The organism is Kordiimonas lacus (assembly GCF_001550055.1).
Classification (GTDB): Bacteria; Pseudomonadota; Alphaproteobacteria; order Sphingomonadales; family Kordiimonadaceae; genus Kordiimonas; species Kordiimonas lacus.
Genome location: NZ_LRUA01000003.1, coordinates 308876 through 327778 on the forward strand (window position 1 = coordinate 308876; position 18903 = coordinate 327778).

Annotated in this window: 14 protein-coding genes and 1 riboswitch; of the genes, 8 read left to right on the plus strand and 6 right to left on the minus strand. The window is 59.1% G+C overall.

The features are described 5' to 3' along the window. Window positions 1–18: 18 nt before the first annotated feature. On the minus strand, window positions 19–1656 hold the full coding sequence (locus KORLAC_RS04840; protein WP_068303883.1) for an MFS transporter: 1638 nt from the start codon (window positions 1654–1656) through the stop codon (window positions 19–21). 84 nt (window positions 1657–1740) lie between these two features. Further along, window positions 1741–3051, minus strand: coding sequence for an MFS transporter (locus KORLAC_RS04845; protein ID WP_068303886.1), 1311 nt, complete (start codon window positions 3049–3051; stop codon window positions 1741–1743). 247 nt (window positions 3052–3298) lie between these two features. Here KORLAC_RS04845 and KORLAC_RS04850 point away from each other — a divergent pair, with 247 nt between their 5' ends. The 3 genes from KORLAC_RS04850 to KORLAC_RS04860 all read left to right on the plus strand — a co-directional run bounded on the left by KORLAC_RS04850 (window position 3299) and on the right by KORLAC_RS04860 (window position 7349). Continuing rightward, a complete protein-coding gene (locus KORLAC_RS04850; protein ID WP_068303888.1) occupies window positions 3299–4900 on the plus strand; it encodes a nitrate- and nitrite sensing domain-containing protein in 1602 nt (533 codons plus the stop codon). A gap of 45 nt (window positions 4901–4945) precedes the next feature. Next, window positions 4946–5082, plus strand: a riboswitch (molybdenum cofactor riboswitch). Continuing rightward, window positions 5074–6051: a GTP 3',8-cyclase MoaA gene (gene moaA / locus KORLAC_RS04855; RefSeq protein ID WP_068304650.1), complete on the plus strand. Its 978-nt coding sequence runs from the start codon at window positions 5074–5076 to the stop codon at window positions 6049–6051. (Overlaps the previous riboswitch by 9 nt.) A 29-nt stretch (window positions 6052–6080) precedes the next feature. Next, window positions 6081–7349, plus strand: a complete 1269-nt coding sequence (locus tag KORLAC_RS04860; RefSeq protein ID WP_068303891.1) for a molybdopterin molybdotransferase MoeA — start codon at window positions 6081–6083, stop codon at window positions 7347–7349. 28 nt (window positions 7350–7377) lie between these two features. On the opposite strand, the gene KORLAC_RS04865 is transcribed toward KORLAC_RS04860, so the two are convergent. The 3 genes from KORLAC_RS04865 to KORLAC_RS04875 form a co-directional block, all read right to left on the minus strand. Further along, complete coding sequence (locus KORLAC_RS04865) at window positions 7378–8163, minus strand: alpha/beta hydrolase (RefSeq protein WP_068303893.1); 786 nt, start codon at window positions 8161–8163, stop codon at window positions 7378–7380. A 63-nt stretch (window positions 8164–8226) separates the two neighbouring features. Further along, entirely contained in the window at window positions 8227–9462 is a 1236-nt protein-coding gene (locus KORLAC_RS04870; protein ID WP_068303895.1) for a sensor histidine kinase, read from the minus strand. Then, window positions 9459–10130, minus strand: a complete 672-nt coding sequence (locus tag KORLAC_RS04875; protein ID WP_068303897.1) for a response regulator transcription factor — start codon at window positions 10128–10130, stop codon at window positions 9459–9461. The genes KORLAC_RS04870 and KORLAC_RS04875 overlap by 4 nt, the downstream gene beginning before the upstream one ends. Window positions 10131–10268: 138 nt before the next feature. On the opposite strand from KORLAC_RS04875, the gene KORLAC_RS04880 reads away from it, so the two are divergent. After that, window positions 10269–10928 carry an ABC transporter ATP-binding protein gene (locus tag KORLAC_RS04880; protein ID WP_068303899.1) on the plus strand — a complete coding sequence of 220 codons (660 nt, stop codon included), beginning with the start codon at window positions 10269–10271 and terminating at the stop codon, window positions 10926–10928. After that, window positions 10925–13402: an ABC transporter permease gene (locus KORLAC_RS04885; RefSeq protein ID WP_068303901.1), complete on the plus strand. Its 2478-nt coding sequence runs from the start codon at window positions 10925–10927 to the stop codon at window positions 13400–13402. Before KORLAC_RS04880 ends, KORLAC_RS04885 begins: the two co-directional genes overlap by 4 nt. 66 nt (window positions 13403–13468) lie before the next feature. Here KORLAC_RS04885 and KORLAC_RS04890 read toward each other — a convergent pair whose 3' ends face one another. Then, on the minus strand, window positions 13469–13897 hold the full coding sequence (locus KORLAC_RS04890; RefSeq protein ID WP_068303903.1) for a MarR family winged helix-turn-helix transcriptional regulator: 429 nt from the start codon (window positions 13895–13897) through the stop codon (window positions 13469–13471). 288 nt (window positions 13898–14185) lie between these two features. Between KORLAC_RS04890 and KORLAC_RS04895 the strand changes: the two genes are divergently transcribed. From KORLAC_RS04895 to KORLAC_RS04905, 3 genes are all read left to right on the plus strand, one after another. Then, window positions 14186–16444 carry a TonB-dependent receptor gene (locus tag KORLAC_RS04895; RefSeq protein WP_068303905.1) on the plus strand — a complete coding sequence of 753 codons (2259 nt, stop codon included), beginning with the start codon at window positions 14186–14188 and terminating at the stop codon, window positions 16442–16444. A gap of 276 nt (window positions 16445–16720) precedes the next feature. Next, window positions 16721–18100, plus strand: a complete 1380-nt coding sequence (locus tag KORLAC_RS04900; protein ID WP_206594859.1) for an NAD(P)/FAD-dependent oxidoreductase — start codon at window positions 16721–16723, stop codon at window positions 18098–18100. Next, window positions 18097–18903, plus strand: a complete 807-nt coding sequence (locus KORLAC_RS04905) for a DUF1365 domain-containing protein (protein ID WP_068303907.1) — start codon at window positions 18097–18099, stop codon at window positions 18901–18903. Before KORLAC_RS04900 ends, KORLAC_RS04905 begins: the two co-directional genes overlap by 4 nt.

Below are 18903 nucleotides of genomic sequence, written 5' to 3' on the forward strand. Positions count from 1 at the left end.
CCGGATGCCCTTGTTAACTTATGGGTTTTTCACGTATGCGCCTGGGCGCAGATAGAACCACCAGTTGATGAGGATGCAGACGCCGTAGAAGATGGCGAAACCATAGAGTGCATACTCAGGTGTGGTGGCCTTGATTTCTTCGCCGAATACTTTCGGGATGATGAAGGCGCCGTATGCCGCGACAGCAGAGGTCCAGCCAAGCACAGGGCCAGCCTGTTCCTTGTTGAACACCACTGCGATGGTGCGGAAAGTGGAGCCGTTACCGATACCGGTAGCCGCGAACAGGATGATGAACAGCACGAGGAACGGATAGAAATATTCCTCAGGTGTTGCAGACGCGTAGGCTGCCTTCATGAAGTAAGCCACGCCCAGTGCACAGGCCACCATCACAACACTGACGATCTGCGTCACTTTCGCGCCGCCCATCTTGTCAGCCCAGCTGCCACCGATGGGGCGGATCAGCGCGCCAATGAAGGGACCCATCCAGGCGAACATCAGGGCCGATGGGCCGTTCGGATTCACCGTATTGTGGGTCATGACACCGTCCACCATCAGGTGCTGGAAGCCGAACACCACCTTGATCGCCAGGCCCATGGCCGCGGCATAGCCGATGAAGCTACCGAAGGTCATGGTGTAGATAACGGTCATGGCCCAGGTGTGTTTGTTGTCGAAAATCTGGAACTGGCGCTTGAGGTTTGTCTGAATCTTGCCGGGGATCAGCTTCAGTGCGAACACAGTGAGCGCGATCACAAGCGGCAGAACGATCCATTTATTGACATTAAGGCCAGATCCACCGATTTCAGCTGGCAGCATCAGCCACAGGCCGAAGGTGGCTGTCAGCAGGCCAATGCCCAGCATGCCCAGGATTTTACCGAAGGCTGGCAGCGCCGCGCCCGCGTCAGGGGATACATGTTCGTCACGGATGTTGTTGAGGCCGAACCAACCGGCAATCGCCAGCGGCACCAGGAACAGCAGCCATACCCAACCAGCGTTGAAGATATAGGTTTCCGTGCCAGCTGGAATTTTACCGATCAGCGTGCCGGACGTGTTCTTGAGCGTCATGCTGTCACCGCCGAACAGGGCGAATGTCATCACCAGCGGCACCAGAATCTGCATGGTGGTAACGCCGAAGTTGCCAAGGCCCGCATTCATGCCCAAGGCATAGCCCTGGATCTTCTTGGGATAGAAGAAGCTGATGTTGGACATGGAAGACGCGAAGTTACCGCCACCAAAGCCCGAGAGGAGCGCCATCAGCTGGAACTGCCACAGCGGCGTGTTCGGGTCCTGCAAGAGGAAGCCTGTACCCGCCGCCGGAATCATCAGGAGCGCTGTCGTCAAAAAGAGTGTATAGCGCCCACCCGCGATGCGGATAAAGAAGGAGCTTGGGATCCGAAGCGTCGCGCCGGAAAGGCCCGCGATGGCCGCCAGGGTAAAGAGCTGGCTTTGCTCGAACGGGAAACCAAGGTTCAGCATCTGAACCGTAATGATGCCCCAGTAAAGCCAGACGGCGAAGCCACACAGCAGGGATGGAATGGAAATCCAGAGGTTGCGCGTTGCGATCTTCTTGCCCGCAGCGGCCCACTGGACATCATCGTCCGGGTTCCAGCCGTATAGATCGCGGCCCTTCTCTTCCAGTTTGGTTGCTTGTTCAGTCATTTGAACTCTCCTAAACGAGGCCTCTCCGGACCCCTCGGGTAAGTTGGGAGAGAGGCCCCAAGAGGCCTCTCAGATCCTTGGACGTTAGCCTTTGAGGCCTTCGAGTTCCGGCAGGTTGCGTGGACCACGCAGTTCCGGAATGCGTTGCTTCTCGAGCCGCTGGATCGCGAAGTGCATCCAGGTCAGCGCCACAGCGATGAGGACAGTCAGAAGCATGAAGCAACTGGTCCAGACGCCGATTACGTCGTTCATGAAGCCGAAGGTGATGGGAAGCACGAAGCCGCCAAGGCCACCGATCAGACCCACCATGCCGCCCACGGACCCAACATGGTCCGGGTAGTAGACCGGGATGTGCTTGTAGACAGCGGCCTTACCAAGGGACATGAAGAAGCCCAGGACGATGGTCAGCGCCACAAACAGTTCCAGCGGAATGGTGACATTGAAAGTGATCGGCCCAGTGATGCCCGCAACCGTATAATCAGTGGCCGGGTAGGACATGATGAAGGTGCAGATCACACTTGCGATGAAGGTCCAGTACATAACCGTCCGCGCACCAACCTTGTCCGACAGCCAGCCGCCGAGCGCCCGGAAGATAGACCCAGGAAGCGCGTAGCTTGCAGCCAGGATACCGGCGGTGCCAAGCTCAAGGCCGTAGGCGCCGACATAGTAGCGTGGCAGCCACAGCGCCAGCGCCACATAGGCACCGAACACGAAGAAGTAATAGAGCGAGAAGCGCCATACCTGAAGGTTCTTCAGCGGCTCAAGCTGCTGGAGGAAGCTGGGGTGCTTGTGGCCGCTGGCTTTGTTGGCGGCGTGAACCGGGTCGTCTTTCGTGAACAGGAAGAACAGCACGGCTGTAATAGCCATGACAACAGCATAAACCTGCGCAACACCCTGCCAGGCACCGCCCACAGCCACCAGCAGCATCGGCGCACCGAAGTTGGTAATGGCTGCGCCCACGTTACCCATGCCAAAGATACCAAGGGCCGTGCCCTGTTGGTCTTTCGGGTACCAGCGGGACACATAGGCCACGCCAACAGCGAAGCTACCGCCAGCAAGGCCGACACCCAGGGCCGCCACCAGGAACATCTCGTAGGTGGTTACCATTGTCAGCAGGTAGGCTGCGACGGCTGTCGCCAGCATCTGGATGGTGTACACGATCCGGCCGCCATATTGGTCGGTCCAGATACCAAGGAACAGGCGGCTCAGCGAGCCTGTCAGCACTGGTGTTGCCACCAGGATACCGAACTGGGTGTCCGTCAGCCCCAGCTGCGCCTTGATCTTGATCCCGATGATCGAGAAGATCGTCCATACTGCGAAACACACAGTGAACGCGAGTGTACTAGCGCTCAGCGCGTGGGTTCTTTGACCTTGAGTTACCAGGGTGTCTGTCACGATTCCCTCCTGACACAATTGTTGCCCTTTTGGTTGTCGCTACTATGGGGGCTCGGAGGGAAGCCGTGTTTGATCCATGTCAAGCGACTGAATTTTCCGGGTTTTGGGCTTTAAAGCGGCAGGTTTTCGGGCACGAATATTTGGGAAAAGTCGTGAAAATATGCGCTTTTTGGTCGCATTAACTTGAATGCAACATCCAAAATGCGATATTCCGTCGCATGGCCCAATGACGGGCCAAGGAGATTCGATGAATACACCCGTTCAAAATACCCGACTGGTTCAGGACCTGCTGCATAAGCTTGGGGACGTGGTGCATCAAATCCAGCGCGAACGCGGCTGTGCTGGCCTGCTTCTTGACAGCCTCGGCAAGATTTTTGCCCGCCGGTACGATGAACAGAACAAGGCCGTCGACAAGGCTATCAACGACCTGCGCACCTTTTGCGGGCGAACGGACGTCAAGGACGCCTTGCCTCAAAGCTTTGAGGCACGCCTGGCGTTCCTGCTCCGGAAATTCGAGGAATTGACCGAGGTCAGGGACCAGATTCGCCTGATGAAGGTGCGTTATACGCAGGCACTCAACAACTATACCTTCAAATTCACGGTCCCCACCATCGACGCCATGATCGAACTGGCGCAACGTGAACCGCGCCATAATTCAGCGCTGGTGTCCGCCTATTCCAACTTCCTGCAGTGGAAGGAGCGTGTGGGGATGGAGCGTGCGCTGGGGGCGCGTGGATTCTATACTTTCTCGTTCCGCAATCAGGAATTCTGCGACCGCTTTGTGGCCCTGATCGCCGAACAGCGCACCTATTTCGACACCTTCAAGGCACTCGCATCCCCCAGCCAGATTACTGTGCTTCAGGAAGCAGTGCAGGACACGGACCTGCGGGCGCTCGGCAAGATCAACGACCTGTTGGAGGAAGGCGCCCCTCCCGGCGAGATTGAGCAATATTCAGGCGAAACCTGGTTTGAGCTGCTGACCCGCATGATCGACGGCCTCAGGAAGGCTGAGATCACGCTGGTGAACGGGCTTGAGGGCGCATTGAAAGCCGAAGCAACCGGAAACGCCAATGATGTGACGTCTGGGAAAATGGCGCAATACCGGCCGTTCCTGAAGTCCCTGCCAATGCTGGCAGCCCTTGCCGACGGAGACCTGGACGAACTGCTGTCGCTTTCGCAAATACGCGAATATGAAAAAGACAAGCTTCTGTTCCTGCGCGACGAACCGGCTGCCCGGATGTATGTCATCCTGGAGGGCTGGGTGAAAGCCTATAACGGCCTGGAGACCGGCGAAGAGGCCATCCTGCAAATGCTGGGTGCGGGCGAAACGCTCCTGGAATCAGCCGTGTTCCTCAATATGCCCACGCCTGTGAATGCCCAGGTGGTGGAGCGCGCAACACTGCTGTCGATTCCAGCGCCAGTGATCCGCCAGCGCATCCATTCAAGCCCGCAGCTTGCGGTCAATATGCTGAATACCGTGTCGCTCAGGTCCCAGCGTCTGGTGCAACAGCTGGAACTGTCACGCCTGAAAAGCGCGCAGGAGCGCGTTGGCTGGTTCCTGCTCAGGCTTGCACTCAATCAAAAGTCTTCCGACGGCACCATCCTGCTGCCGTACGAGAAATCCATCATCGCATCCTATCTTGATATGCGCCCGGAAACATTTTCCCGCACACTCAAGAAGTTCAAGGAAGAAGGTTTCAGGGTGGCGACAGACCATGTTGTCATGCCCGATGCAGACTCCCTGTGCGACTTCTGCGACGTGGAGCTTGCAGGCCAATGCGGCCGTTCACAAACGGACGACTGCCCGCGCCCGGAACTTAGTGAAATGGCCTATCAGACAGACTCTTGATCTGAATCAAACACGCCCATCGCCGTTCAGGATATCCCTTTCTTAAAGAGTGCCCAACTCCGAAGCCTCTGGCTCTAAGTGACCCATGTCATACGAGCCTTTGGCCGCAGCCAATGCTGCCGGGTCTGCGCGGGAAACCGTCTGGCCTCTCGCGATTAGAAAGGAGCCAGCTTGTGCGCTTAAGTGATGGATTCGGCCGTACCTTCAAATACCTGCGGCTTTCGGTAACCGAGGCCTGCAATTTCAAATGCAGCTATTGCCTGCCTGACGGCTACAGGAAATGCGCTGGGCCACAGCCCCTGACCGTGGATGAGCTCAGGCGTGCAGCCACAGCCTTTACTGAACTCGGCCTCCGCAAAATCCGCCTCACCGGCGGCGAGCCTACCGTGCGTAAGGACTTCCTTGAAATCGCAGAGACAATCGGGGCCCTTCACGGCTTAGAGAAACTTGCCCTCACAACAAACGGCTACCGGCTTGAGCACCGCGCGAAGGCCTTCTTTGATGCCGGCATCAGCGCAATCAACGTCAGCCTGGATAGCCTTGACCCAGCGACCTTCCTGAAGGTCACGGGGCATGACCGCTGCGATGAAGTATTGCGCGGTATCGATGCCGCCTTCGACGCCGGTTTCGACAGCGTCAAGCTGAACGCTGTGTACCTGAAGGGGATCAACGACCATGAGTTGGACGCTTACCTACGGCTCGCGAAAGATCGGCCCCTGTCCGTGCGCTTCATTGAGCTGATGGAAACAGGCGACCACCCGGCCTACTTCCAGCGACACCATATTCCCGCCACCGTGATTGCCGAGAAGCTGGAGCGCGAAGGCTGGACCAAGAAACTCAAGGCGGTGGACGCAGGGCCGGCCAATGAATATGTCCACCCGGACTATCGGGGCAGCATCGGCCTGATCGCGCCCTACTCCAAGGATTTCTGCAAAAGCTGCAACCGACTTCGCTTCTCCAGCATGGGTAAGCTCCATCTATGCCTATTTGGTGAATTCGGTGTTCCCATGCGCGCCCTACTACAGTCCGATGATCAGGTCGAAGAGCTGAAAGCCAGGCTAATCAAGGCCGTCGGCCAGAAGGTCGACGGCCATCAGCTTGCGGCTGGCCTGACCGGACAGACCTCAAATCTTTCCAGTATCGGGGGATGACCTGATGCGTGTTTCAGGAGACTTTGGCTATGTTTGATCCTGCTCATGACTGCTGCTCGGGCCCAGGCCTCAGGCACTATGTTGACTGTCTTGAAGACCTTCACCGCGAAGCCACCCATTTGGAGGCAACTGAGGTAGAGCTCTCTGAAGCGATCGGACAAACATTGGCCGATGACCTCAAAGCCCCCCTCTCCCTGCCCTCGTTCAACAACAGCGCCATGGACGGATTTGCCTTCAACTCCGACCTTGTAAAAGACGCCACGATAGATTCTCCGGTCAGACTGCCAGTCGTCGGGGCCAGCATCGCCGGAGACAATGCCGGACTTGCACAGCTGAAGGGGCGGCAAGCCGTGAAAATCATGACGGGCGCTCCCCTACCGCTGGGCGCAGACACAGTCCTGCCGGTCGAGGCGGCAAGTTGGGAAACAGATGTGCTGACCTTCCATGCACCCTACCAGGCGGATCAACATGTCAGGCATATCGGCCAGGACGTTGCCCAGGGCAAAACCATACTGAAGGCCGGGACCTTGCTTGCCAGCCAGCACCTGCCGCTGTTGTCGGCCTTGGGGCTTGGCAAGGTTCGGGTCATCCAAAGGCCGACTGCCGCCTGGATTTCCACCGGGCAGGAACTTGTCGATGACCTGAGCCAGACGTTAAAACCCGGCCAGATCTATAACGCCACCGGTCTGTACGCCGCGGCAACTGCGCGGGAGTTGGGCTTCGACCTGCAACACACCGCCACCGTACGAGACACCCCGCAAGATTTTGCTGCCGCGCTCGACACGGCCATTGAGGGCAAGCCAAGAATTATCCTGTCCACAGGCGGCGTATCAGCGGGCCAGTATGATTTTGTCAAACCTGTCCTGACAGACATGGGCGCAACAATCATTTTCCACAAAGCCCGCATCAAACCTGCAAAGCCCGTTCTCTTTGCCCGGCTGCCTGGGGGAAGTTTCTTCTTTGGGCTTCCCGGAAACCCTATTTCAACGGCTTTGGCGCTCAGAGCCTTTGTCTACCCCTTTGTAAGGCACCTCTCAGGACAGACCCCTGAGCCCATGCGGGTTGCCCGATTGACACGGGATGTCCAGGTCGACGCATCGAAAACAGTGTTCCTGATGGGACGCATGCGCCTGAGCGACAGTGGCCTTATGATCGCAATACCCAACAAGCGGCAGCAGTCCTTCCAAACAGCACCCTTCGCCGAAAGCAATGCCTGGCTGATGGTGCCCGAAGGCGTTTCGGAGCTTAGCGCGGGTGACCAGGTTCACTGCCTGCCGTTTGACCCGGGATCAAACTGACTTACGGGTCAAACGGAGGCAATCAGGCCTAGTCTGAAATTTGGTCCAGCCAGGCTTCCACAGCACTCACATAGCTGGCGGGCAGCACATGTTTGCTGTCGAAGGTGCGGGTTTCAGGCGCGCGGCCAGCCGCCGCCACCAATTCGGTATTCTGTTCTGGCGTGGAATATTGATCCTTTTCCGCCATCAAAAGAAACCACGGCACTGTCACCTTGGGCGCGAAGGTAAGGGGCGACACCGCAGGCACGTTCCTGACAGCGGGCGGCACCATGGTTACCAGATGGGTCACGCGCGGGTCACGGGCGGCCAGAAGCACCCCGGTCTGCGCGCCCATGCTGTATCCCACCACAAGCACACGCTGGGTGTCCGCATATTTCGCCAGCACCTTATCGAGGGCAAACTGATAGTCATCCACGGTTTTCAGGATCATGGCTTCATAGTCTGCACTGTCCCCCTTGCGGGCCTTCAACACATGTTCGATTGGCTTCACATCCACAATGCGGGCGCCGTGGTGTCGCGCATCCAGCGCCAGCACGCGGTAGCCCCGTGCGATCAGATCGGCGCTCACATCATCGCCTTGCATCCGGTTGTCGTCCGCAAGCCAATAGAGGCTTGAGCCCATCAGACCATGCATCAGCACCGCCAGGGGCGCGTCCTTGGGCGTATCCTGTGCCTGATAGATGAAGCCGGTAATGCGGTTGCCGTCCGGCGCGTCATAACCGAACTGCTGGACATAGGTTTCGGCAAGGCTTGGAGTGGTTGCTGCCGTAATCGCCAGAAGAAGGGCGAAGATTTTTATCATTGTCTGTTTCATCAGAAGTCTCCTTTGCTGGAGTGCTTCTAACAAGCCCAATGTCAAACCTTCGTCAAACCCGCGTCAATCAATGTCGCGCCATGTCAGCCGCGCCACAGTTCCACCATCAGGGCGCGCGGTGGCTTCAAAGCTGATGCGGAAATGATCACACAGCCGCGACACCAGCGTCAGGCCCACACCGAAGCCCTGTTTGGCCGGGTCAGCATGACCAAAACCCACGCCTGTATCTGTGATTTCCAGCGTGCCTTCCGCAGCCGATACCAGCACCTCGCCTTCTTCCGTATAGGAAAGCGCGTTCCTGAGGATATTGCCTACCATCACATGCGCCACGGCTTCGGGCACGGGCATGGAAACGCCCTCCCCTTCCTGCCGGATGGTCACGGGCCGGTCGCCCACCAGGTGGCCATAGGCCCGGATGCTGCTGGCACACACGGCGCTCACGTCGCACGCCTGGGCCCGGCCCGGGTCACGCCCCAGCCACAGAATGCCTTCCGTCAGCTGCTGCATATCCTTGATCGCGGCCTTGAGGCGCATCAGCGCCCGGCTTTTGCCGCCTTCTTTTTCTTCCAGTACTTCCGCGGCGCCATAGGCCACCGAAAGCGGGGTGCGCAGTTCATGGCTGGCGTCCCGGTTGAACTGGCGCTCGCGTTCAATCAGTTCCTGAATGCGGGCTTCCCGGTCCTCAATGGCGCGCGCCAGCGCCTGCAGCTCCCGTGGGGCACTTTTCGGAATGGTCATCCGCCCCGCCACGCTGTCCCCGTCGCCCAGAACCTGGGCCATATGCTCAAGGGGGCCTGATACCTTGCGGCTCATGCGCGCCAGGAAGAACAGCGAGATCAGGAGCCCCAAAGCCACCATGCCGCCAATGATCACCAGAAACCCCTTGATCTGCGGGGTGGACCGGATGAACGGCCGGGCGTTGAAGAAAACATACAGGTTCCGGCCATCATCCAGCGTACGCACAAGCGCGTGGAAATGACCGTGCTCTTTGCCGAAAACCTCAAACGCCCCATTACGGTAGGTTGGGTCAACCTGCGCCTTCAGCCAGTCGGGCATCGCTTCCGTGCCGATATAGTAGGTCATCTTGAGGCCGGGCATCGTGCCGCTGAGTTCCAAAGGCGACGGATTCTCATTGATGAACTCCGTCGCGGCATCCCGGACCTGCAGATCGAAAATCTCATCCTCAAGCGAGAAGCCGAAAATCACCACCATCAGGGTGAAGACGGCAAAGCTTGAAACCATGGCACCCACAAACAGGCGCATGATCATGCTGCGGACCCTGCGTGACGCGCGCATCATGACGGTTGCTCCAGCGCATACCCCTTGCCGCGACGGGTTTTCAGCAGATCCCCCAAACCGAGGGACCCAAGGGCCTTGCGCAGATTATAGATATGGGTCCTGAGCGCGCCGGATTCGGGTGGCTCGTCGCCCCACAGGGCATAGCTGATGGTGGCTGATGTCACCACATCCGGCGCGGCATCCAGCAGCAGCCCCAGAATACGCGCTTCTTTTTCGTGCAGTACCACAGACTGATCCTTCACTGAGACCGTCAGCGCGCCAGCATCGAAACTGAGCCCTGCAAAACTGCGCTCAGTGCTCTGGCGCGCCTTCGGGCGCCGGGTCAGCGCTTCAATCCGCATTTTCAGTTCGCGCAGGGAAAAGGGCTTCACCAGATAATCGTCGGCGCCCGCGTCAAAGCCGGCTTCCTTGTCATCAATGGTGTCGCGTGCCGTCAGCATGATAATCGGTGCCTGCAGCCCCGCAGCCTGTCGGTATGCAGCACAGACATCCAGGCCGTCCCTGCCCGGCAGCATCAAATCCAGCACGATCACGTCATATTCATTTTCAAGCGCCAGCGACAGCCCCTGATCACCACTGTAGGCGAAATCCAGGCTGTAGGTGTCTTCCAGATAGTCGGCAATGTTGGCCTGGATATCCAGATTGTCTTCAACGATCAGAATGCGCATTGGCGGTCCCTTTTTCTTCGGCGATCAGAAAGCATCGCACAGCCAATGTCAAACAGACGTCAAGCGGGCGCGCCGATCATTTCACCTTCATTTGACAATGGCGCTGGCATGATCTGCCTGAACCGACAGGAGAGGACCATGAAAACAACAATCGAGCTTGAAAATATCAGCCACGAGTTCACCACCGACCGGGAGTGCATCCGGCTTTTTGAAGACCTGAGCATGACCATCCGCACCGGCCAGACACAGGCCATCGTTGGCCCGTCAGGCGCGGGGAAATCCAGCCTGCTGTCTATCGCGGCGGGCCTTGAGGCCCCGACCGGCGGCACCGTGCGATTCTTTCTGGACGGCACCAATGTGGACGCCCGGACGCTTCGGGCCAACAGCGGTTTCATCTTCCAGCAGTTTCACCTGATGCCGGAACTGGATGCCATCGGCAACCTGGCCCTGCCGCTCAGGCTGAAGGGCGCGCGCGACGCATTTGATCAGGCTGCGGACTGGCTGGCCAAGGTCGGGCTTTCGGACCGCGCCCGGCACCGCCCGCACCAGTTGAGCGGCGGCGAGCAGCAGCGCATCGCAGTGGCGCGGGCTTTTATCTCGAACCCCAGCTTCATCTTTGCAGACGAACCAACGGGCAACCTGGATGCCCGCACGTCCGAAAGCATCGCATCCCTGATGTTTGACTGCGCCAGGGAAACCGGTTGCGGCCTTGTGATCGTGACCCACAGCAGGCGCCTGGCCGCACAGGCAGACACCCGGCTTCACCTGGAAGCCGGCAAGCTGGAGATGGCAGCATGAGTAAGCTTCGCCTGACGTTAGAGAACAGCCTCAACGACCTGAAAGACAGCGATGGCCGCATCAGCATGGCAACCCAGGCCGCGCTTCTGATGTTCCTGATCACGCTGACGCTGACCAGCGCATCCATCCAGAAGTTCCTGGCCACCAACCTGGACCAGATGCTGGGGGCAGACCTGGTACTGGAAACACATGAACCGCTCGCGCCCGCGCAGGAAAATGCCCTGCGCGGCATGGCCAGCGGCGTGTCCAGAACCCGGCTGAGCGGTATTACCCTGACCCACAAGGATGCCTGGGCGCGGGTGCAGCTGAAGGCGGTGGACAGCCAGTATCCCCTTGAGGGCACGCTCAGGATAGCGGACACCCCGGCGTCACCGGAGCGCACCGCATCCAGTGGCCCAGAGGTCGGCGAAATCTGGCTGGGCGCGCGCCTGGCCACCAAGCTGCAGGCCCGGGTGGGCGAAACGATTATGCTGGGCGGCAAGGCGTTGACAGTATCGGCGATCCTGCTGCATGAGCCCGACCGCCTGATGGAAGGCCACAGCGTGGACCTGCGCGCCATGGTGCATCATGACAGCCTGAGCGCCACCCTGCCCACAAGCGGCAAGGACCGCACACGGCACCTGATTGCCGGACCAACAGACGCGCAGGCGGCCATTGAGGCCTGGGCCACAGACGCCCTGCCCGCGGCCAGCATTGTCAAAAAACATGGTGGCCAGCACCCGCTTGCCACCTTCTGGCAGCGCACGGAAAACTTCCTTGGGCTGGCGTCTGTGATCCTGTTTTTCCTGGGCGCTGTCGCGCTTGACATGACCAACCGTCGCTGGCTTGCCAAAATGCGCTACCGGCTGGCGATCTACTCCAGCATCGGCACACCGCTGGGCACAGGCATCGCCATGGCGCTGGGGGGCTGGTTCTTGAGCTTCCTGCTGGCGGCCCTGCTGGCAACCGGGCTGGCGGCCCTTGCCCATTCAGCCATTATTGCAAATCTGCAAACCGTGTTCCCCGGCGCGGAGGCAAGCTGGAGTGTCGCGGATGTCGCGCAGACCATCGGGCTGCTGCTGATGCTGTTGATGGCCCTTCAGATCCCCAGCATGCTGCAGCTGTCGCGGGCATCGCTGTTGTCGCTCATTCGGCACACAGGCGAAGACAGCCATGTCTGGCAGCGGCTGTTTTGGGGGCTTCTGTCGGTATCGCTGCTGGCGGCCGCCTATTCAGACAACTGGCTTCTGACGGGCATGACGCTGGCGGCCATTGGCGTGGCCCTGGTGCTGATGATCGCGCTCACCTGGGGTGCCGTCAGGCTTGGTGACATATGGGGACGTCGCCGGACTGGGCTGTTGCCCTTCGCTTTCTTTATCATGCGCCAGCGGCTGTTCGCCAAATCGGCACAGGTGATGGGGCTGGGTCTTTGCGGGCTTTTGCTTCTGTTCACCCTGATGCTGATGCGCGACCTGAGCAGCATGATGGAAGGCTATGCGCGCACCCACGACGGTAACCTGATGGTTACCGAAGCGCAGGAAAACCATGTTGAGGCCCTTCATGACTGGGCATCTGCCAACCAGGCGAAGGTTCTGACGCTGCGGCCGTTTGTTTATGCCAAACTGATTTCAGTGAACGGCGAGCGCCTGAATGACTATATGCAGAAACCCAGCGACAGCCTGGCCAGCCTGCAGGAACCCATTCGCCTGCACTGGACAGACCAGATGCCCGCGAACAACCGCCTGAAAGGCGGCACCTTCTGGCAGCCCGGCACCGACAACTGGCAGCAGATTTCCGTAGAGCCCGAAGTGATGACAGACCTGAACTTCAGCTATGGCGACACGCTGACCTACCAGATCGGCGACAATCAATATGACTTTACGCTGACATCAAGCCATGTATTCCAGTCGGGCGGCGGGTCAATCACCTTCTGGTTCCAGGTACCGGCCTCTGCCCGCGCCCATATTGATGCGCCCAGCCGCTTCATGGGCAGCATGGAACTGCCGGAAGCCGCATGGGACAAGCTGGCGTCCCTGTGGCAGCAGCACCCAACCCTGGCGCTGGCGCCACTTCGGGAGCTGACAGAACGGTTTGACCAGACCCTCGGTATCGTTACCCAGATCACCAGCGGCTACGCAGGCATGATCCTGTTGCTCGCCCTGTTCGTTCTGGCCGCCAGTGTCAGCGGCTTCCGTGCCGATGACCGGCAGAAAAACGGCCTCTTGATGAGCATGGGGCTGAAGGACAAGGACTGCCTGTGGCTAAACTTCCATGACTGGGCTGTGACGGCGCTGGTTGCGGCCGCAGGCGCCATCGGCGGCGCCTGGGCCGCGGGGCTGATGATCTATGAGGCCCAGTTCGGCATGAGCTACCAGCCAAATCTGTGGTGGGTGGCTGGCACCATGGTGCTGATGGTGACAACCGTATGCCTGGTGGGGTATCTGGCCTGCCGCCAAAGCCTGAAGGTTTCAGTGCGCGACCTGATGAACGGCTAAAACCGACCAAACATGCTGGCGAGACATCATGCTGTCTCGTCGGCCATGCCGCGCCTACGGTGCCCCCTAGCCCAGTTGCCGCAGGCGGCCCAGCATCTGGGCCAATTGCTGATATTCATCGGCGCTGAACATGGCCTCCACGCGGTCCTGCACGGCTTCCCATTTGGGGTAGGCTTCTTCCAGAAGGGCAAGGCCCCGCGTGGTCAGCAGCACTTCGCGCTTTCGGTCGCCGCCCGGCGTACCCAGATATACCAGCCCTGCCTTATTGAGGAGCGACAGGTTCCGCGACAGGGTTGTCCGGTCAATATCAAGAAGTTTACCGATGCGGGCGTATGAATCCGGCTTGATATGCGCGATGACATTCAAGAGAGTGAACTGCGTGACCGTCAGGCCAAGCGGCTTCAGGGCTTCATCATAGCTGCGGGTCAAAACGCGGCTTACCCGCAACACCTTGGCCGCAGCGCACCTTTCGCCCACTTCTGTCGTTTTGTCCATCAGCGCCTCCTGTTGTGTACCTACATCATAACCGCAGCTTTGGCGTGACCAACCATATTGAATAGCCCCTATTCAATTCTGGATCATTGCCGATCATCTATATAGGTGCATATACAACACCGGACGCAATTTCAACTGTCTGGTGCCCTGCAAAAATTCGTTCAAGGCCAAGGCAAGCTGCAAATATCAATGATGTATATACAACAAAATAGGGACAACGCGTCTGTGTGAATAGCCGCCTCCAGGCGGCACTGAGGGTGGCATTAGCCAGTAATCCGGAGGGGAACCATGAAACGATTTTTGATAAGCACCAGCATCGCCGCACTCACTTGCGGCTCCATCACACCTGCTTTCGCAGCCAACAGCGCTGATGGCGAAAGCACCATCGACCGTGTCCTTGATGTAATCACCGTCACAGCCCGCAAGAAAAAGGATGCTGAAAACGTCCAAAGCGTGCCGGTCGCCGTGACCGCCTTCAACGCCGATACAATTGAAGCCCTGCAGGTTCGCGACATCGAAGGCCTCAGCTATTCCGCGCCCAATGTTTCGCTTGATGATATCGGCACCTCGAAAGGCGTGGCCAATTTCTCGATCCGCGGCCTTGGCATCAATTCATCCATTCCGTCCATCGACCCCACCGTTGGCGTGTTTGTGGACGGCGTCTATATCGGGCTCAACAACGGCCTGATCCAGGACACCTTCGACCTCAGCTCAATCGAGGTGCTGCGCGGCCCGCAAGGCCTTCTGTTCGGACGCAACACCACGGGCGGCGCGGTCCTGATCAACACCGGCAACCCGACGGCAGAATTTGAAGCCAAGGTCCGGGTGGCGCATGAAGCCCCGGTGGATAGCGGCCGCGGCAGCGGCAGCACCTTCCTGCAGGCTTATGTCTCCGGCCCACTGGTTGAGGACAGGCTGAACGGGCGACTGTCTGCCTACTACAACAAGGACAAGGGCTATTTCAAAGACCTGGTGTTCGGTGACAACAGGGGCGGCGGCGAGACCACGCTCATTCGCGGATCGCTTGAGTTCCTGCCAAGTGAAAGCCTGCGCATTCTGGCAAAAATCGAACATGTGAACGTGGATGCAGACGGCCCGGTTTCACAAAACAGGGGTGTGTATGAGCGTGGCACCTTCGACTTTTCGAACGATAACCAGGGCCTGTTCGATAACAAATCCACGCTGGCGTCCCTCAGGGCGGATCTGGACGTGGCCTTCGGGGACGGCACCATCTCCAACATCTTTGGCTACCGCGATTTCCAGCAGCAGACCAGTGGTGATATTGACGCCCTGCCCGCCTTCATTTTCCATTCCGACAGCGACCTGAGGCAGGAACAGGTTTCGAACGAACTGCGCTATGCTGGCCGTTTCGGCAATGTCGACCTGACAACCGGCTTCTTCTATTTCAAGCAGGATATCGCCTACACGGAAATCCGCCACCTGCCACCCGTGACACCGCTTTCCTTCTATGGTGGCGGCGCGCAGGACCACACGGTGTGGGGCGTGTTCGCACAAGCCGATATTGACGTTACCGAAAAGCTGACGGCAACCCTGGGCCTGCGCCATTCCTCAGAAGAAAAAGACGCCAATATCAGCTACACCATCCCGCGGGCAGCGGCCTGTTCTGTTGTTGACGCAACCTGCCCGGATGACGTGACAGATAAGAACGATTGGTCCAACTTCACGCCCAAACTGGGCCTTCAGTACCGCTTTTCCGACACGCTCCAGGCCTATGCCTCTTACACCAAAGGCTTCCGGTCGGGCGGCTATAATTTCCGCATCACCAACCCGGTGGCTTTCCTTGAGCAGGTTGCCGCCACGGGGTCCTTCGCGTTCGATGAGGAAAGCGTGGATGCCTATGAGCTGGGCGTCAAATACCGCTCCGCAGACGGTGGCCTGACCCTCAATGCCGCTGTCTTCCACACCAAGGTTGACGACATGCAGCGCGAGGTAAACTTTGCGTCCGCCACCTCAGGCGTGTCCCAGTTTATCCTGAACACCGCAGACACAGACATCACGGGCCTTGAACTTGAAGCCTCTGTCCGGCTTGCAAGCAATTTCTTGGTCACAGGCAACCTCGGCCTGATTGACGCGGCTTATCAGGATGTCCGGTCTGACATATCCGGTGACGGCGTGACAGACGCGGCCGACCTGGCGCTTGAGATCCCGCGGGTGCCCGATGTGACCTACGGTGTGGGCTTTATCTGGGACATGGACATGGGCAAAGCCGGTATGCTGACGCTGCGCTCCAACATCCAGTATAAGGACCGCTTCGCCTACAGTGACAACAACCTGGGCTGGATCAGCAGCGCAACCATGCTGGATGCGGCACTGGCGTGGCAGACCCCGCTTGAGAATGTGAAGCTGGCGCTTTACGGCAAGAACCTGCTGGACGAATCCGTGGTTGGCGGCGAAACCCAGCTGCCGTTCGGCGGGCCCCTGTCCACCGGTGTGGCACAACCCTTTGCCGCAAACCCGCAAGGCGGGACCTTCTCCACGCTCAAGCGCGGGCGCGTGCTGGGGCTGGAGCTGATCGTTGGCTTCTAAAGATCATACAGTATTTCGGCGCCCTGCCGAAATACCCCTCTGTGACAACTTCCATTAGACCTTCCCAGTCCACCGGAAAGTGCGCAGAGACATCATCCCCTCCGTCCTTCCAACGCGGGTGATGACCCTGGCCCGGCAGCTTCAAGCCGGGCCAGCCTTTTTTCCGTCAGCTCGCCGCCCCAGTCCACCGGCCCCGGGGGCGTGCGCCCACCCGGCAGATGATCCAGCCCCAAACATTCGGCGTATCCAGAGTAACAATAACTTTGGAGAGCCGCCGTGCATCAGTCCCGCATCACTTACCCGCCCTGCCGCGGGGAATCCCATCAGGATATCGCCGTTATCGGCAGTGGTATTGCGGGCCTGTCATGCGCCTGGCTATTGGGCGAAAGCGCCACCGTCACGGTTTATGAAGCCAATGATTATATCGGCGGCCACAGCAACACGGTGGACATTGAAGTTGGCGGCAAATCCATCCCGGTGGACACCGGCTTCATTGTCTATAACCCCACCAACTACCCTAACCTGACAGCCCTGTTTGACCGCCTGGATGTGCCCACGAAGGGCACTGATATGTCCTTTTCCGTGTCGCTGAACGACGGCCGGTTCGAATATTCGGGCGGCGACGGCTTCGGCCTTCTGGCCCAGCCCACCAACCTGCTGCGCCCGCGCTTCTGGAAGATGATCATCGGGATCCTCAGGTTCTATAAAAAATCAGACGCGTTTCTGGCGGAAGCTGACGGTCAGGACATCAGCCTGCGCACACTGCTCGGGCGTCACGGCTTCACCGAGGCCTTTATCAAGGACCATCTGGCGCCCATGGGCGCGGCCATCTGGTCCAGCAACTGCGATGACATCCTGGATTATCCGGCGGCGTCTTTCCTGCGTTTCTTCAGGAACCATGGCCTGGTGCAACTGGCGGACAGGCCAGCCTGGCGCACGGTCTTGGGCGGCAGCCGCGAATATGTGAAACGCCTGACGGCCCCGTTCAAAAACCAGATCCGCCTGGCTGACCCCGTAGAGCAAGTCCGCAAGCTGGGCGGCAAAATAGAGCTGATCACCCGATCCGGCGCCCGCAGCCTTCATGACCATGTGGTGTTCGCCTGCCATTCCGACCAGGCGCTGAGAATGATCGACCAACCGGATGACACCGTCGCAAATGCCCTTTCCGTCATGCGCTACAGCCGCAACAGGGTGGCGCTGCACAGCGACATCAGCCTGATGCCCCGGCGCAGGGCCGCATGGGCCAGCTGGAATTATATCGAGCGGCGTGATGCCACCCGCACAGCCGGGCCCGCCGTATCCTACTGGATGAACCGCCTGCAGCATCTGGACACCGACCACCCGGTGATCGTGACCCTGAACCCGGACAGGGACATCAGGCGCGAGCTGGTCCACGGCTGGTATGATTATGAGCACCCGGTGTTCGACCGCGCCAGCCACGCCGCACGACAGCAGCTTTGGGCCAGACAGGGTACCGACAATATGTGGTTCTGCGGCGCCTACCTGGGCGACGGCTTCCATGAAGACGGCATCCAGGCGGGCCTCGCGGTTGCCGAAATGCTCGGCGGTGTGCCGCGGCCGTGGTTTAAGCCCGGCCAGAATGCGCGTATCGGCCTTGCGGATCAGTTGCTGGCAACGGCGCTGGAGGCAGCATGAGCGCAGACTTCCAGACATCCCTTTATGTTGGCGACGTGTGGCACAAAAGGCTGCGGCCAAAGCGCCACGCCTTCCGTTACCCTATCTACTATCTGATGCTGGACCTGGACGCGTTCGAGAGGGGCACCCCAGTCCTGCCGGGGGGCCTATCGCTCAATCGCCCCAACCTGTTTTCGGTGTACGAAAAGGATTACGGCAAGCGTGACGGCAGTTCACTGAAGGCGCATGTTCTGTCTCTTGTGGCCGGCAGCACGGCGGCGCCAGTAAGCCGGGTGATGATGCTGACCATGCCGCGCCTTCTGGGCTACGGCTTCAATCCGCTGACTGTGTTTTTCTGCCTGTCGGAAACCGGCGAAACGCTGGCAATCGTTTACGAAGTGCACAACACCTTCGGCGAAAGCCACAGCTATATCTATTGCCACAGCACGCCCGGCAGCGCTGTGCCCCTGCATGACGCAGACAAATGCTTTCACGTCTCGCCCTTCTATGGCGTCGAAGGAACATACCGGTTCCGCGTGCGCACGCAAGCCGACAAGCTCGGGCTGGCGATCAACTATCTGGGCCGCGACGGCGTGCTGGACATGACGGCCAGCCTGACACTGGCCCCGCTGCCGCTCACGGGCGCCAACCTGGCCAAGCTGTTCCTGAAGATCCCGCTCGTCACCTTCAAAGTAACAGCGGCCATTCACTATGAAGCGCTGCGGCTGTGGCTGAAGCGGCTGAAAGTTTTCAGCAAACCGGAGCAGGCAAAAATACGTACGAAGATCGCCCATGCGGGCCAGAGCAAGAATAACGGAGGATAA